Source organism: Methanomassiliicoccales archaeon (genome assembly GCA_038740345.1).
Lineage (GTDB): Archaea > Thermoplasmatota > Thermoplasmata > Methanomassiliicoccales > UBA472 > JAJRAN01.
On the sequence record JAVYMA010000007.1, the window covers coordinates 26,174 to 41,506 of the forward strand.

The following is a 15,333-nucleotide window of genomic DNA, read 5'->3' on the forward strand; positions in this document are numbered from 1 at the left end:
CCAACAATTCCAGGCCTAGCTGAGCACTGCATTTATATAGATTGTCCAACTTGCCCTATTTCGCGACCCATTTGGGTGGTCGCGTGGAGATGTGCCCTAGGGTGAATCCGAAGACCGTTTCGACGGCGAGGTGTATAAATGTCCGAGCAAAAGCAGCAAGCGAGCCCTGCAGATGACGAGGCCACACAAGGCCCATCTGGCAAGGGATTGTATCATTATATTGAGGATGCCTGGAAGAATCCCGATAAGACCTATGTGGGTGAGCTTCTGTGGGAAAGACTCATCCAATGGCGGAAAGAGGAGAACTTTTGCCGCGTAGAAAGGCCCACCCGTCTGGATCGGGCACGAAAACTCGGATATAAGGCTAAGCCAGGCATAATAATAGTTCGTGGCCATGTGCGCCGCGGTTCCCTGCAGAAGCGCAAGATACGCCGTGGACGACGCGCCAAGCGCAAAGGTATGAATAAGATAACCATGGAGAAGAGCTTACAGAGAATCTGCGAGGAAAGGGCCGCCAAGCGCTACCCCAACTTGGAAGTGCTCAACTCGTATTGGGTAGGCGATGACGGGAAGAATGTTTGGTACGAGGTCATAATGATTGACAAGCACCATCCCGCCATTAGGAATGATCCCGTGTACGCATGGATCGCCGAGCCTCAGCACAAGGGCAGGGTGTACCGCGGGCTCACGAGCGCGGGCAAGCGCGGCCGGGGTCTCATGAACAAAGGAAAAGGGGCTGAGCGTGTAAGGCCCTCTATCAGGGCGAACGAGCGCAAGGGCAAGTAATCAAGCCTTAATGCGCTCCAATCTTTTCTCTATCTCCTTTTCATCCATGCCTACCAAGGGGAAGAAGGCTGGCACTCTTGCATCCACGGATTTAATTTTTTCGAATTCGTTGAGAGTGTAGCCAAAGACAATCGCCATGGCCCTGTGGCGTTTAGCTGCTTCTTCTATGTCATCATTTGTCATTATCTTCATCCCTGAATCCCATTTCCTGAGGAGATTAATCCCTGGGTCGTTCTCCTCTCCCATTGCCACCACCTTACATCCCCGCTTCATCAACAGCCAGGCAGCTAAGGCATCACGCTCTCCTGCTATTACTGCCAGCACCTTTCCTTGGCTACCAAGGGGAAGCCCTCCAGGTCCAGGAATGTAAGACGTGAAGATGTAGGCCTTATTGTCTCGAGCCTCGACGAAGAACTCCACATCTGGGGAGTCGAGGTTAACGCCCACCTCCTTCCACTGATTGGCCAAATATATGGCTGAGCCTAACTCCCTGGCCATATCCATAGAGGTGAAGGGGTGGTCCCCTGTACGTCGAGCTCGAACAGCGAAGCTCTGACCCTGATGGAGAAAAGGCTGGGAGAATGAGGCGATAACGCTTTTCATCTCCTCCATATCGCTAGAGCAGCGCTCTGCCAATGAAATCGAAGCGATACCGAAAACTCGTGAAAGCGCTTTTGCCGCCCTTTCCAAATCAGCTGTCTCTACGAATATGCGACCATGCTCTCTCAGCACCAAGCCCTCCAGGCCCGCGGCTGCCAGTGCGTTTAAAATATTATCCACCAACAAAGATTCGAAGCGTCTGCGCACGCTTTGGCTCTTGAGCCCGATCTCCGCATAACGCACCAGTATCAGCTTCAGACCATCACCTTTTCAAGTCTAAGGTCGAGGCTTCTTCTCTTTATCTTTATTCTTGTGCTCGTTATTTCGTGTGTTATGGATTCTCTTGTTTTGCATATCGCCATTGGCCCCTTTTCAATTTCCTGAACCCCTATGCAGAAGCTCGCCTACCTCCGCCTCGTGCATGTCTTGTAAGAAATCCATAAGGAAGGTGTTTACCGCACGCTGGACTGCCACCACTTCATCGAATGTCATTCCCTCAGGGAAAGCCTCGTCCAAAAGCCTCCCAAAGCCTTCCATAACGGTCAGGAGCGCCTTCTCTTCCTCCGACATTTCCTCCAAGATATTTTGGAAGTTCGTTTGATCAGTGAACGCGGGATCAGCGGCTCGCTTTTCCTTTTTCATCGTAGTTAGTAGTGCTGCCCCTTGGATATAACTATGCTTCATCTTAGGGTGGGGATTGAGTCATACAAGGATATCGACGCACAGGAGGAACTCATTGAGGAATGATTATCTAACTGATACAGGATTCACACTCATGGAGCCGCTGACGGCTCTAGGGATCATCCTCTTCGCTTCCTTGGCGGGTTTAATAGGATCCCTCTTGGGTTTGGGAGGCGGCATAATAATCGTGCCAGTGTTAGCGCTGGTTTTCAGATATTCTATGCAGCAGGCCATAGGGACAAGTCTCATGGCTGTGATAGCCACATCGATAGGTTCATCCTCGAAGTATGTAGGGCAAGGACTCAGCAATGTTCGGCTGGGATTAGTCCTAAGCACAGTAACTTCCTTAGGAAGTTTGATAGGTGCACTCTTTGCGGTATACATGGATCAACGTTTGCTGGCAGCCGTTTTCGCGTGGGTCCTTCTTTACACCGCTTTCTCCATGACCCGAGAAAAGAGCGAAGAAGCGGTCTGCGCCTCCTATGATTGTGGGGTTTTGGATTTGTCCTGCGCCTACAAAGAAGGGGACCGTGATGTTGAATATGCAACACGAAATTTGGGCAAGGGAATGCTGGGATCGCTCACGGGAGGGGTACAATCCGGTATGTTGGGCGTAGGGGGAGGGGTTATTAATGTACCAGTCATGAGGCTGTGGATGGGAGTGCCCTTGAGGGCAGCTTGCGCCACCTCTAATTACATGATAGGCCTCACTGCCCTGGCAGGGGCCATCGTCTACTATCAGTTCGGGCTCATCCAGGCGCTTCTTGCCGCAGTGGTGGCCATCGGCGTTTTCCTAGGCGCAGTGGCGGGGTCTAGGCTCTCTTGCCGTGTCCAAGGGAGGACCCTAAAGCTGGTCTTCTCCGTCGTCCTTGTTTCTGTGGCGGCGCTCATGGCGCTAAAGGCCCTGGGGGTGATGCCATGATTGCCAGGGCCCAAGCAGATCATATGCTCAGGAATGCCCTAAGACTCACCCTGAGGGTTGGCATGTGCATGAGCATTGCGCTGCTAGTTTTGGGAATCGTTATGTACCTGTCATTCGACGGTGAGCCAGGGGCAACCCTAGGACTCTTTCAGGCTTTCGAGGCCGCTTTGGCCGGCAAGGCCATAGGATTTCTTTCCTTGGGCCTCCTGACATTGATAGCCACCCCCTTGGCCGGGGTGATCGTGGCCTTGGGGGTGTTCCTGCGAAATCATGACTGGAGATTCGCGGCTGTCGCCTTGGCTTGGCTAGGAGTGGTGGCACTAGCCATATTCGTGAAGGTGCTGACATGAGCGAAATCCTCGAAGAGGGGGTGATTTTCCGCGAAGTACAGCGGCTACGGCAGCCATGGGTGTTGGCCATTGTCTTCGGGATCACCTTAATGGCCTGGGCCATGGCCTTCAGCCAGCTCGTCCTGGGCGTCCCCCTGGGCAACAATCCTGCCACAGACTGGCAGATGGTCGTGATCCTAATGCTGGTGGGGGTGCTGTTCCCTGCCTTCATCCTATCGTTGGAACTTAGCGTAGAAGTGCGCAGGGACGGCCTCTTCCTTCGCTACCGACCCTTCCATCGCAAGTATATCGACCTGAAGCTTAACACCGTGGTCAGCGTCCAGGCCATGACCTATCGCCCCTTGAGGGACTTTGGAGGTTGGGGGATCAGATATGGGCGCGGGGGCACCGCCTACAGCATGAGCGGTAACGAGGGAGTACAGCTCACCTATCCCAAGAACAGGCACATAATGATCGGGTCGCTGAGGGCCCAGGAACTGGAGATGGCGATAAGAAGCGTGATGAGGAAATGAGCCTTGAGCGCTGCCATCGATTGAGATAATTTCATATCCTCGCTTAGAGGTGGGGGGCGAGGGATGGGAAAGGGTGCAATCGAAACAGGGAGGCGACCGCTGGTACTATACATTCCTGCCATACAATGTCGCAGGGGGCTCCACCTCGCCTATGATCCCTCTCTTCATCACCGAGGGGTTAGGAGGCACAGTGGCCCAAGTGGGTCTGGTGGGAGCTATCTCTTCCATGGCCTCTGTCCCGGCTAATGTGCTTTGGGGCAATTTATCGGACACCCTGAGGAAAAGGAAGATCTTTGTCCTCATCGGCTTTCTCGGTATGGCTATGGCCCTCATGCTCATGGGATTGAGCATGGATATGGGGACATATTATTTCGCCAATTTCGTGCTTGGCGCAATAGCCGCTGCCGCTGCCCCTGTTAGTACTGTAATCATATTGGAGTCTTTCAAAAAAGAAGAATGGGCAAGACGCATTGGTGATTTCAGCAAAGTAGGAGGCGTAGGCTGGGTACTTGGGTTAATTCTTGGGACCGTTTGGCTCCAATTGGCAGCTAATGATGGTACCACGGTCACTGCTATGCGCGGCCTCTTCATCACCGCGGCAGCGCTTGCATTGGCCTCGGCGTTTTTAGCGCTCAAATGGGTACCAGAGCCTACATCGAAGGTGGAAAGACACGAGACCTTGGAAACGGTTCCTCCTCATAATATCCTTCACTTCGAGAGAGGACGCTACACGCCAACCAAGGTCCTTCACATCCTAAGGATGAGCGCACATAATCTCTCACCTAAAAATTTTCCCTTAACTTTGAAAATCTATTACATCGTGATACTCCTGGCTTTCACTGGCTTCCTGACATTCTACACGGCCTTCCCCATATTCCTAAAGCGGGAGCTTGGTCTAAGCGTCTCCGAGGTCTTCTTGATTTATTTGGCCAGTAGCGTTACTTCCGCGCTTACGTACTCTCTCGCGGGAAAGTGGACGTCCAGATTCGGTGGTAAGAAAGTGCAGATCTTGGCCTTCTCAGGTCGAGTTTTTCTCTTTCCCTCAGTCTTCCTTGTTACGGTGATAGGATTTAGTTCTCTCCAGCTTTTGCTCATCTTATGCATCTTGCACTCGTTGATAGGCATGTGCTGGGCTACTCTGAGCGTGGCAGGATCGACCATCGTTTCAAATATCGCTTTGAAGGAGTTCAAGACTGAGTCGCTTGGTGCATACAACGCTATGATGGGGGTAGGAACTATTGCGGGATCGCTCATAGGCGGCCTATTGGCTGAGTTCTTTGGGTATTCCACCGCCTTCCTTTCAGCCTCTGGTTTCGTACTCGCCGGATTGATATTGCTATTTTTTACAAATGTGGAAAAGGAAAGGAAAGATGGTGGGATTCAATAATTAATTACTGTTACTGTAATAACTAACTCCGTAAAGCGCCTGCGATCCTGCGACCAAAATTCACTGCCTTTTCCTCAGCGCCTTCGGAGAGAGGTCCCTTCATGCCCTTTACCCCGAACCACTCAGGAGGTAATACTATGACTACACCAGCGCCCTCCATCATCTTGCGGAGTTTGTCCGCCGCACCCTTTCCCACCCTTTCGAATCTGGTGTCGAAAGCCGTGCCTTTCTTTCCCGCAGCTCCAAGAGCTATTCCAGACTTGAGCGCTCGCTTTACGCTACCCATGGCGGAGCCTACGTGAGTTGGCGAGCCAAAAATCCAAGCCTCTGCGGATTTTAAATCCTCAGCTGTCACAGATGCAGCTCTTTTAATCTCTACATCAGCTCCAACTTCCTTCATCCCTGAAGAGATGGCACGGGCGATCTTCTCGGTCATTCCCGTTTTGCTATCATAAACGATTAAGGCTTTCATGAACAATCCCTCTTTACATAACCGCTGTATGCATTTATGGCCCTTTTCCTAAATATGTTCTGCTTTACTTTCTCCTCTTCTTTCTTCCATAATTTTATAAAATAAATAAAATTAAGAGCGAAGCGTTCCATAATTTATTGCCAAGCCAACTAATTTATTCTTAGGAAAAATAGCAATACAATTTGTTTGCACTGGTCATCTCCCATTATTTTAGGAGAGGTCTCTGTCTTCATATATTTCTAGCCTCCATATATGCGCATTGTTTGACTTGCAGAGTCAGGTTTCCTCAATTTTCGGGATAAACAACTCTGGAGACGTGATGAGGAGACTAATTTACCAATGATGTCCTACCCAGTCAGCCAACGAAGAAAAGAGGAATGGTGCAGGGAGGAGGATTTGAACCCCCGAACGCCTACGCGATGAGACCCTGAATCTCACACCGTTGGCCAGGCTTGGTTATCCCTGCATTCGCTTGCGGAGGTGGAACATAATCTCTGCATACTAAAACCTTGCCCATCTTGGGATGGGTGATCTTGATCTTCAATTGTTATATCTCTGTCGTCGCTATCCGAGGCCCAATTTTCGATGTTATCAGATTTGGTAATCCAGTGCTTCCCTCTTATAATTCCCAAAGATATTTTCGAGGAGCAACAGTCCCACGTTTGCCTGAAGGAGCGAGCCATGAAGAAAGGAAAGGTGTGGGAAAGTGTTCGATTCAAAACAATAGGCATCGCGGTTTTAATAGTAATAGGCCTGATTCTGGCCGTTTATATACTATCGTCTAGTATAAATATGGCTAACTTCGAAAGATTGGAAAGAGATGAGCTTGAAAAAAACCTAGAACGTCTCTCCCGTTTAATAGAGAGAGACCTAGACTCGATAGGGGCCATGGCAGAAGACTGGTCCAATTGGGATGATGTATATTATTTCGTTGCCACCAGAGAACCCGATTTCATAGAGACCAATATGGGGCAATCGACTTTGGATTACATGGGTTTGGATCTAATAGCCTTCTATGATAAAGATGGATTCCTAGTTTATCAAGAGTTATTTGAGCAAGGAATTCTAGAGGATGAAGAGGTTAGAAATGCCTTTAATCGCAGCCTAGCCTCCCAGATGATTCCAGATGGTTACATAATAACCAAAGTGTTGGCAGGGGAGGAAACCACAGGAATGATGGTAGTTAACGACGAAATCCTTTTGATGTCTGCCAAACCCATCTTGACCAGTTTGGGAGAGGGGCCGATCAATGGCGTCCTTTTAATGGGTTTAATTATGGATGATGAGCGACAAGGGACATTAAGCGATCTCCTGGAAGCTTCGGTCTCTTTCTTTACCATAGATTCCCCCAAACTCTGGAGCGAGCTCGGTTCAGAGGCAATGGAAATACTCAATCAAACAGGATCTGCTAACCGCGTAAAAGGTAAAGATGCTATAGCAGGATATATGCGCCTTAACGATGTTTATGGCTCGAATATCGTTGTGATCAGGGCAGAGGTACCTAGAAGCATCTATCTTCAGGGACAGGCTAGTCAGAGTTTACTATTACTAGCGTTGAGCTGTAGTATCGCCCTGTTTGGCGCATTCACCATCGGGTTAATGGAGACATGGGTGATCTCCAGGATAAGCAAGCTAAGTAATGAAGTAAATGAGATAGCAGAGAGCGGCGACACTTCCCGGCGAATAGCAGAGAATGGAAAGGACGAGATAGGTGAGCTCAGTAGCAACATAAATGCGATGCTTACAGCATTGGAAGATGGACAGCGTCAAATGATGGAAATGGAACGCACCGGCAGGGAAAAGCTTGAAAACCTGGTGCGGGAAAGAACTGCTGAGCTGCTAGAATCCAATCGCGCCCTTTCCAGAGAGGTGGAGGAAAGACAACGCACAGAAGAAGAGTTACGTCAGAGTGAGAGTCGCTATAGAGCCGTAGTGGAGGATCAAACAGAACTTATTAAAAGAACTCTTCCAGACGGAACTATCACTTTTGTGAACCAGGCTTTCGCCAGATATTATTCTTCTACCCCTCAATCCTTGATAGGCACAAAATTCTCCCCGGAGATGCCAAAAGAGGATGCGGAGCTGGTGAGTTTTAGTTTACAAAGCATCACTTCCGATCGACCAGTCGTTTCTTATCAGCATCGAGTTCTGTTGCCAAAAGGGAATGAAGTTTGGCAACAGTGGACCTCCAGGGGCATTTTTGACGGTTCTGGAAAGTTACAGGAAATACAGAGCGTGGGACGAGACATAACCGAACGCATAAGATTCGAGCAGGAGATGCTCCGTACGCAAAAGCTAGAGTCCTTAGGTCGCCTTGCTGGGGGGATCGCGCATGAATTCAATAACATTCTTACCTCCATAGTAGGAAATATAACCCTAGCAAGAATGGAGAAAAGCACTTCTCATGAATTAGAAAGAAGACTCCAGGATGCAGAAAATTCCGCCTTGAAGGCTAAAAATCTAACTCAACAGTTGTTGACCTTCGCGCAAGGAGGTGACCCGATCAAGGAAATTTCTGATGTGACCGCTTTGGTTAAGGATTCCGCTGATCTGCTCACTAGAGGTTCAAATGTGACTCTTGTTCTAGATCTTCCCTCTGATCCATGGATGGTTGAGATCGACCCAGAACAAATGCGACAGGCGTTAAACAACATCATCATCAATGCCATAGAGTCCATGCCTGAGGGTGGAAAATTGCTCATATCCGCACGGAATCTTGTCATCGAAGGCTCAAATGAACTTAACCTTCCCCCTAATAACTACATCATGATCGAATTCTCCGATGAAGGGCACGGCATCCCAGAGAACGAATTGACAAGGATTTTCGATCCATTCTTCACCACCAAAAAAGAGGGGAGCGGGTTGGGTTTAACCGTTGCCCTTTCGATAATAAGGAAGCATGGTGGCCATATAACCGTTGATTCTCAAGTTGGCAGAGGTTCAACCTTCAGGTTGTATCTTCCCGCTGTAAAGAAAACTTCACAAGAAGCCCCTCTTTTAGAGTTAAAAGATAAAAATTGTGTTAGAATTCTGCTCATGGACGATGAGATAAGCATTCTCGAGATCGTATCGGAACTCTTAACCGCACTTGGATACGAGGTGGATTGTGCCCGGAATGGTGAGGAGGCTTTGGAGGCATATCAAAGGGCGCAAAAATCAGGGAAAGGTTTCGACCTGATTCTGATGGACCTAACCATTCGTGGAGGAATGGGTGGCAGGGAGGCTATAAGGAAGCTTCGTGAATTGCATCCCGAGGTCAGGGCCATAGTCTCCAGCGGCTATTCCAACGACCCAATCATGTCAGACTTCAGGAGTCATGGTTTTGTAGGGGTTTTACGAAAACCTTACACATTCGAAGAACTGAAGGATGCGATTTCCTCAGCACTTGAGGCGAAGATACCAGAATAGTGACATAGGAAATTTTGGATAATATTCCAGAGTATTTCTTCCAGCTTTTCTAGAAGATGCTAGTGATGAGTAGTAAAGAAACAGATGTGAAGGAAATTAGAAATACGAAATTTTACAAAAGCCATAAAGGAGATGAGTGCATGGGGGAAAGAAGCAAGAAAGGGAGTGGAGTGAGCAAGAATAAGCAGGTCGATCTGGACAGCGGTGAGTGCTATCTGAATCGCGAGCTCAGCTCCTTGCAGTTCAATTGGAGAGTGTTGGAAGAGGCCCAGGACTCTTATCACCCCTTGCTGGAAAGAGTGAAGTTCTTAGCCATCTGCGGCTCCAACCTTGATGAGTTCTTCATGAGCCGCGTCTCTGATCTCCGTCGACAGATGGCCCGAGGGATAGCCAAGTTTACCGCCGATGGTATGCCTCCAGCCATGGTTATCGACAAGGTTCGAGAGAGGCTCGGCCCTCTCATGGTAGCGCATGCGTCATGTTGGTTCGATGAACTTCGTCCTAAACTGCAAAAGGCGGGGGTGCATGTCCATAAATGGGAGGAGTTGAGCGAATGCCACAAAGATAAATTGCGTCATCTATTCGAGCAGGAGATATATCCAACCCTGACGCCACAAGCTTTCGACGCACATCATCCATTCCCCTTCATCTCCAATTTAGCTTTGAACCTAGCTATTGTCATCCAGTCCTCATCGGGCAAGGAAAGATTCGCAAGGCTGAAAGTGCCGACCTCTACCTTTCAGCGTTTCGTGCGAGTTCCCGGTGGGGAAAAGCAGGAAGAAAGAGCTTCCGGCACCCCCCGCATCGACTTGATCATGCTGGAGGATCTTATAGCTGCAAACCTTGACCTGCTTTTCCCAGGATTGAATGTTATCGCTTGTTATCCGTTCCGCGTGACGCGAGATGCAGAGATTGAGATCCAGCTGGAAGACGAAGAAGATATGTTGACCGCGGTGGAAGTAGGGATTGAGAGCCGCCGCTTGGGCCCTCCTGTCAGATTGGAAGTAGATGTTTCCATGCCAGAAAGTCTAGTGAGCATGCTCGCCAAACAGATGGACATACCTCGCTATCTTGTCTTTCGCAATCCAGCACCTCTAGGATTGGTGGACTTCTGGCAGATGCTGTCGTTAGAAAGGCCTGATCTCAAGGACCAACCTTTTACCCAGTTCGTACCTCGAGATCTTAGCGGGCCAGGGCCCATCTTCCCCTCTCTTAAGGCGCGCGACCATCTTCTTTTCCATCCCTATGACTCTTTTGCCCCCGTGGTCAGCATGCTTCAGCAGGCATCTCAGGATCCCGATGTCCTGGCGATTAAGATTACCCTCTACCGCATCGACAAAAAGTCTCCCGTGGTCGATGCTTTAATAGAGGCGCGTAAGCGCGGCAAGCAGGTCGCAGCCGTAGTTGAGCTAAAGGCCAAATTCGACGAGGAGAACAACATTTCCTACGCTAGAGCCATGGAGCAAGAGGGTGTCCATGTGGTGTATGGGCCGGTGGACCTTAAGGTCCACGCCAAGGTGTGCATGATAGTTCGCAGGGAGCGGGATGGGATCGTGCGCTACTGCCACCTTTCCTCGGGCAACTACAACAACGTCACGACAAAGGTCTACGGTGATTTGGGGTATATCACCACGGACCTTGACATCGGCGTCGATGTATCTAATCTCTTCAATGCGCTCACTGGTTACGCTGAAGCGCCCTCATACCGTAAGCTTCTGGTGGCACCTCTTAACCTGCGAAAGGGCATTTTGGAGAGAATCCACCGAGAGGTAGAAAAGCACCGAGAACAGGGGAATGGCTATATCGCATGGAAGCTCAATGGTTTATTGGATAAAGAGATCATCAAGTCCCTATACCAGGCATCACAGGAAGGGGTGAAGATCGATCTTAATGTCAGAGGCCTTTGCGCTCTCCGTCCTGGCGTCAAGGGAATGAGTGAAAACATTACCGTGACCTCAATCGTAGGTAGGTTCTTGGAGCATTCCCGCATATATTATTTCCGAAACGGAGGAGATGAAGAGGTCCTTTTGGGCAGCAGCGATATGATGCCTCGGAATCTGGATAGAAGGGTGGAGGTACTCTTCCCGGTGCGAGATAAAGGAATCAAGGAAGCTTTGATACATGATATCTTAGCTAAGCATTTAGAGGATAATGTGAAGGCTAGATTGTTGCGGCCGGATGGAACCTATGTCCGTGTGAGGCCCAAAAAGGGAGAAGCGCCCATGGATTCACAGAAATGGTTCATCGAGAACAGGGGAATCTGGCATGAGAGAAAGGCCTGATGCTTCATGGCAGCGGCTTTGCAGGGAGACCCTGATGCCTCTTTTAGAGGCTTTGGAAAAGGAGGCAAAGGGGGCTCGAGAAAGAGAGGATGTAGAGAACGTTCACCGCATGCGCGTGGCCTCCCGAAGGATACGCTCGGCCCTGGAGGTGTTCCGAGACTGCTTCCCCCCCAAAAGCTGGAAGAGCTGGCGCAAATCCATGAGGCGAGTGACAAAAGCCTTGGGAGAGGCTCGGGATACGGACGTGCAGATTGAGTTCCTGCAAGAAGTACGAAATCGATGCCCCGAGAGTGCCCTGCCGGGGGTTAGATTTGTTCTTGAATTGAAGCAGAGGCGCCGGGATGAGTTGCAAGCTCCCCTCGTCACTGCCATAAACGAATTAGAAGAGGGTGCGGTCCTAGAAGAGATGCGAAGGGCATTGCGCCAAATGCCGAAGAGTTCTTCTCAAGATGGGGAAAGCGTGGGGTGGAGTGCTTTCCCCTACCGTAAAGCCCACGAATTAGTGCGGGAGCGCCTGCACGATCTATTCTTCCGCGAAGAATGCGTATATCGCCCTGAGGCCATAGAAGATCATCATGCCCTGCGCATCTCAGCCAAGCGGCTCCGCTATACCCTAGAAATTTTTCGTCCTCTCTTCAAAGATGAGTTGAAGGATGCCATCGAGCTGATCAAGAAGATGCAGGACAAGTTGGGGGAGATGCACGATTGCGATGTTTGGATACAGAGCTTGGAAGAGATGATGAGCTCGTTGAAGAAGGGGCATCCCCACATTAGTTGGGAGAAGAATGAGGAAAATATCGAACCTGGCCTTAGATTCATCAAAGAGGATAGGACTTCCCTCCGACATGCGTCATACCAGGAGTTCGTCCAGCTATGGGATCATATGATAAGAGAAGGGACTCTGCTCAAGCTTCAGCGTAAGCTAGAGGAGGCAGCAGAAGCAGAGCACGACTTGACCTTGGAGGCACTAGAATCGTTTAGGAATAAACCGGGAATGACTGTGGCCATAGTAGGCGATGTGCACGGCAATCATCATGCTTTGGAAGCGGTTTTGCAGGACGCCAAGAAGAGAGGGGCTGAAGTCATAATAAGCACTGGCGACCTGCTCGGCCCTTTCGGAAACGCAGAGGAATGCATCAGTATGCTTCGGGCCCATCCATGCGTAGGCGTGATTGGCAATTATGACGTTAGGGTCTTAGAAATGTTAGATGGTAAGAAAAGAGGTAAAACGCAGAAGGACGAGACCACCTTGCTTCAACTTTCGCTTAGCGGGCTTTCGAATACCAGTAAAGCTTGGATAATGTCGCTCCCTAGATCATTGAGATTAAAATGGGGCGGTAGGAATCTACTCGTTGTGCATGGAAGCCCCGATTCCATGACCGAGAGATTGGAGCCTGAGACCGAGGAAGACAGACTCAGGGAATTGGCCTCCAAGGCCAAAGCTGAGATTGTCATAAGTGGGCATTCGCATCTCCCCTTCTACCGTCAAGTTGGAAATACCCGTTTTCTTAACCCTGGTGCCGTGGGCAGACAATCGGATGGCGACCCTCGTGCCTCATACGCCTTGATGCGGGTTCGCCCCTTGCAGGTGAATTTGCGGCGCGTGCAGTACGATGTCGAAGCTGCGGCCAAGGAAATCTTGAATGAGGGGCGTCCAAAGAGCCTAGCGGAGATTCTATTGAGCGGGAAGGCAGAACCGAATCACGATTCCAAAGCCGCGGTGGACATGGAGGACGATAGATTCGAAAAGATCAGGATGATCTACAAGAACTACCTTGGCGAGGACAGTCATACAGAGCAGGTAATCCGCCTCTCCACAGCACTCTTTGATTCCCTCTGTGATGAATTAAGCCTTAAAGATAAGGACCGATTCCTCCTACGCTGCGCAGCCGCGCTACATGACATCGGATGGAGAGAAGGGAGGGTGAAGCATCATAAGACATCGCAGCGGATGATAATGGAAGCTGAGGGGTTGCCATTGGATGAGGATGAAAGGAGGATGGTTGCAAGCGTGGCCCGTTATCACCGCAAGGCATTGCCCAAGAAAAATCACCCCCTCATCTGCAACATGAGTGGGAAGGAAAGGAGGAGGCTCGAAGCCCTAGCCGCCTTATTAAGACTCGCTGATGGATTGGATAGTTCCCACGGTACAAAGGTGAAGGAAATATCATGCGAAGTTACCTGTGATAAGATAATCATAAGATGCCTTGCTACCCCACCGATTGATATGGAGGATGAGGACGCTAAGGCCAAGAGCGACCTCCTTCAAAGAGTGACGGGACGAGATGTAGAAATCATTTGGGACGTGAACTAATGGCCTTCCAGGGCAAAGTAGTCACTTTCATCGACATAGGAACGAACTCCATTCGCGCCTTCGTGGTGAGATTGAATCCTAACTATTCTTACTCAGTCCTTTCTAAACAGAAGCAGGTGGTGCGCCTGGGTGAGGGTGAGTTCCATAATTTCATCATGTCCGAGGAAGCGATGGAGCGTGGCGTCACTGTCTGTAAGAGATTCGTGGAGATGGGAAGAGCTTTCGGGGCGCAGGAATTCATAGCGGTGGCAACATCCGCTACGAGAGAGGCGCAAAATCGAGCTGAGTTCTTAGACAGGCTAAGAGCCGAGGCAGGGCTTGATGTGAGAGTGATCTCAGGCAGGGAAGAGGCTAGGCTCATATTTTTAGGCGTCTCCTCAGGTCTCCACTTCGGAGACAAGCTGGCCATATTCATCGATATTGGTGGCGGCAGCACTGAGGTAATTGTGGGAAGAAATTCGGAGTACTTGTATTTGGACTCACTGAAGTTAGGAGCCATCAGAATAAGCAACTTGTTCCTCAGCCCTGATATGAGGGGGCCGATCTATCCCGAGAAATATGCGCAAATGAAAAGATCCGTTAAGGCTGAGAGCGTAAGAACGGTTCAGAAGGTGAAAGCCTTTGGGACTAAGATAGCAGTGGGCAGCTCAGGCACCATTGTCAACCTCCACGAAGTCGCTATGAGGAACTTCAACAGCTCCAATGGCAAAGAAAACGTATTGACTCTGAACAAGCTAAGGAAGACAATATCCCTCCTCTGTTCCCTTGATCTTCATGAGAGGAGAAAGGTGCACGGAATCAACCCCGAGCGCGCCGATATCATCATCGGTGGTGCGGCGATCCTGGAAACCTTGATGGAAGAGCTGGAACTAGAAGAGATAATGGTGTCGGAGAGGGGTCTGTTGGATGGGATGCTTGTTGATTATTTATCCAACATGGAAGGATTCTCTGAGCATCAAAAAATGTCAGTTAGGGAGCGCAGCGTTTTGCAGTTGGGGCGCTCCTGTAACCTAGATGAAACGCATGCTAATATTGTGGTCCGTCTTGCCCTAGAGCTATTCGACAGCGCAAAGGAGGAAGGGCTTCACAACTTCGGGACAAGAGAGAGGGAGCTTCTACGCTATGCCGCCTACTTACATGATATCGGTGATTTCATATCGTTCACGAACCACCATCTGCATTCATATTACATAGTTCGAAATGCAGAGCTGCTGGGCTTCGATCAGGGGGAGATCGAGATCATGGCCTGCCTAGTGAAATATCATAGGAAAAGGTCTTTGGGAAAGAAGAGCACGGAACTCGAGTCCCTCAGTCCACGCTTGCAAAGGATGGTCGTCATGCTTTCCACCTTCTTAAGAATCTCTGAGGCCTTGGATCGCAGCCATTGCAGTCTTATCGATCATGCCAGATTCGTTAGCGTCAATGAGAATGAAGCCGTCTTGGAGATTACTGCTAAAGGAGATTGCCAATTGGAGATATGGGGAGCTGAGTCGCATGCAAAAGGCTTCAAGAAGGCTTTTGATCGAGAACTGCGCATCCGCTTTCGCATATCCACTGCCATCGATATAGGGCCTTGATGATGAGTTTCGAGCCAGGTCATTTGAGATTTTGAAATATTT

The 15,333-nt window shown here is 49.8% G+C and carries 12 protein-coding genes and 1 tRNA gene; 9 read left to right on the forward strand and 4 right to left on the reverse strand.

Features of this window, described 5'->3' with window-relative positions:
* The first annotated feature begins 138 nt into the window (after positions 1-138).
* Positions 139-786 carry a 50S ribosomal protein L15e gene (locus QW520_03605; protein ID MEM0448891.1) on the forward strand — a complete coding sequence of 216 codons (648 nt, stop codon included), beginning with the start codon at positions 139-141 and terminating at the stop codon, positions 784-786.
* Here the strand turns inward: QW520_03605 and QW520_03610 are convergent, their stop codons facing one another.
* Positions 787-1,629, reverse strand: coding sequence for a THUMP domain-containing protein (locus QW520_03610; GenBank protein MEM0448892.1), 843 nt, complete (start codon positions 1,627-1,629; stop codon positions 787-789).
* 129 nt (positions 1,630-1,758) lie between these two features.
* Positions 1,759-2,028 (reverse strand): hypothetical protein, encoded by a 270-nt coding sequence (locus QW520_03615; protein ID MEM0448893.1) that lies wholly within the window; start codon positions 2,026-2,028, stop codon positions 1,759-1,761.
* Between the two features lie 133 nt (positions 2,029-2,161).
* Here QW520_03615 and QW520_03620 point away from each other — a divergent pair, with 133 nt between their 5' ends.
* The 4 genes from QW520_03620 to QW520_03635 all read left to right on the forward strand — a co-directional run bounded on the left by QW520_03620 (position 2,162) and on the right by QW520_03635 (position 5,238).
* Positions 2,162-2,989 carry a sulfite exporter TauE/SafE family protein gene (locus tag QW520_03620; GenBank protein MEM0448894.1) on the forward strand — a complete coding sequence of 276 codons (828 nt, stop codon included), beginning with the start codon at positions 2,162-2,164 and terminating at the stop codon, positions 2,987-2,989.
* A complete protein-coding gene (locus tag QW520_03625; protein MEM0448895.1) occupies positions 2,986-3,339 on the forward strand; it encodes a DUF1634 domain-containing protein in 354 nt (117 codons plus the stop codon). Before QW520_03620 ends, QW520_03625 begins: the two co-directional genes overlap by 4 nt.
* A complete protein-coding gene (locus QW520_03630; protein ID MEM0448896.1) occupies positions 3,336-3,851 on the forward strand; it encodes a DUF6141 family protein in 516 nt (171 codons plus the stop codon). Before QW520_03625 ends, QW520_03630 begins: the two co-directional genes overlap by 4 nt.
* A 73-nt stretch (positions 3,852-3,924) precedes the next feature.
* Positions 3,925-5,238, forward strand: a complete 1,314-nt coding sequence (locus tag QW520_03635) for an MFS transporter (GenBank protein MEM0448897.1) — start codon at positions 3,925-3,927, stop codon at positions 5,236-5,238.
* A gap of 22 nt (positions 5,239-5,260) precedes the next feature.
* Here QW520_03635 and QW520_03640 read toward each other — a convergent pair whose 3' ends face one another.
* Positions 5,261-5,710: a flavodoxin domain-containing protein gene (locus tag QW520_03640; GenBank protein ID MEM0448898.1), complete on the reverse strand. Its 450-nt coding sequence runs from the start codon at positions 5,708-5,710 to the stop codon at positions 5,261-5,263.
* 378 nt (positions 5,711-6,088) lie between these two features.
* A tRNA-Leu gene (locus QW520_03645) sits at positions 6,089-6,176 on the reverse strand.
* A 215-nt stretch (positions 6,177-6,391) separates the two neighbouring features.
* On the opposite strand from QW520_03645, the gene QW520_03650 reads away from it, so the two are divergent.
* The 4 genes from QW520_03650 to QW520_03665 all read left to right on the forward strand — a co-directional run bounded on the left by QW520_03650 (position 6,392) and on the right by QW520_03665 (position 15,291).
* Entirely contained in the window at positions 6,392-9,118 is a 2,727-nt protein-coding gene (locus QW520_03650; protein MEM0448899.1) for a CHASE4 domain-containing protein, read from the forward strand.
* 140 nt (positions 9,119-9,258) lie between these two features.
* Positions 9,259-11,400 carry a polyphosphate kinase 1 gene (gene ppk1 / locus QW520_03655; protein ID MEM0448900.1) on the forward strand — a complete coding sequence of 714 codons (2,142 nt, stop codon included), beginning with the start codon at positions 9,259-9,261 and terminating at the stop codon, positions 11,398-11,400.
* Positions 11,384-13,714 (forward strand): CHAD domain-containing protein, encoded by a 2,331-nt coding sequence (locus tag QW520_03660; protein MEM0448901.1) that lies wholly within the window; start codon positions 11,384-11,386, stop codon positions 13,712-13,714. Before ppk1 ends, QW520_03660 begins: the two co-directional genes overlap by 17 nt.
* Positions 13,714-15,291 (forward strand): Ppx/GppA phosphatase family protein, encoded by a 1,578-nt coding sequence (locus QW520_03665; GenBank protein ID MEM0448902.1) that lies wholly within the window; start codon positions 13,714-13,716, stop codon positions 15,289-15,291. Before QW520_03660 ends, QW520_03665 begins: the two co-directional genes overlap by 1 nt.
* Positions 15,292-15,333 lie beyond the last annotated feature (42 nt).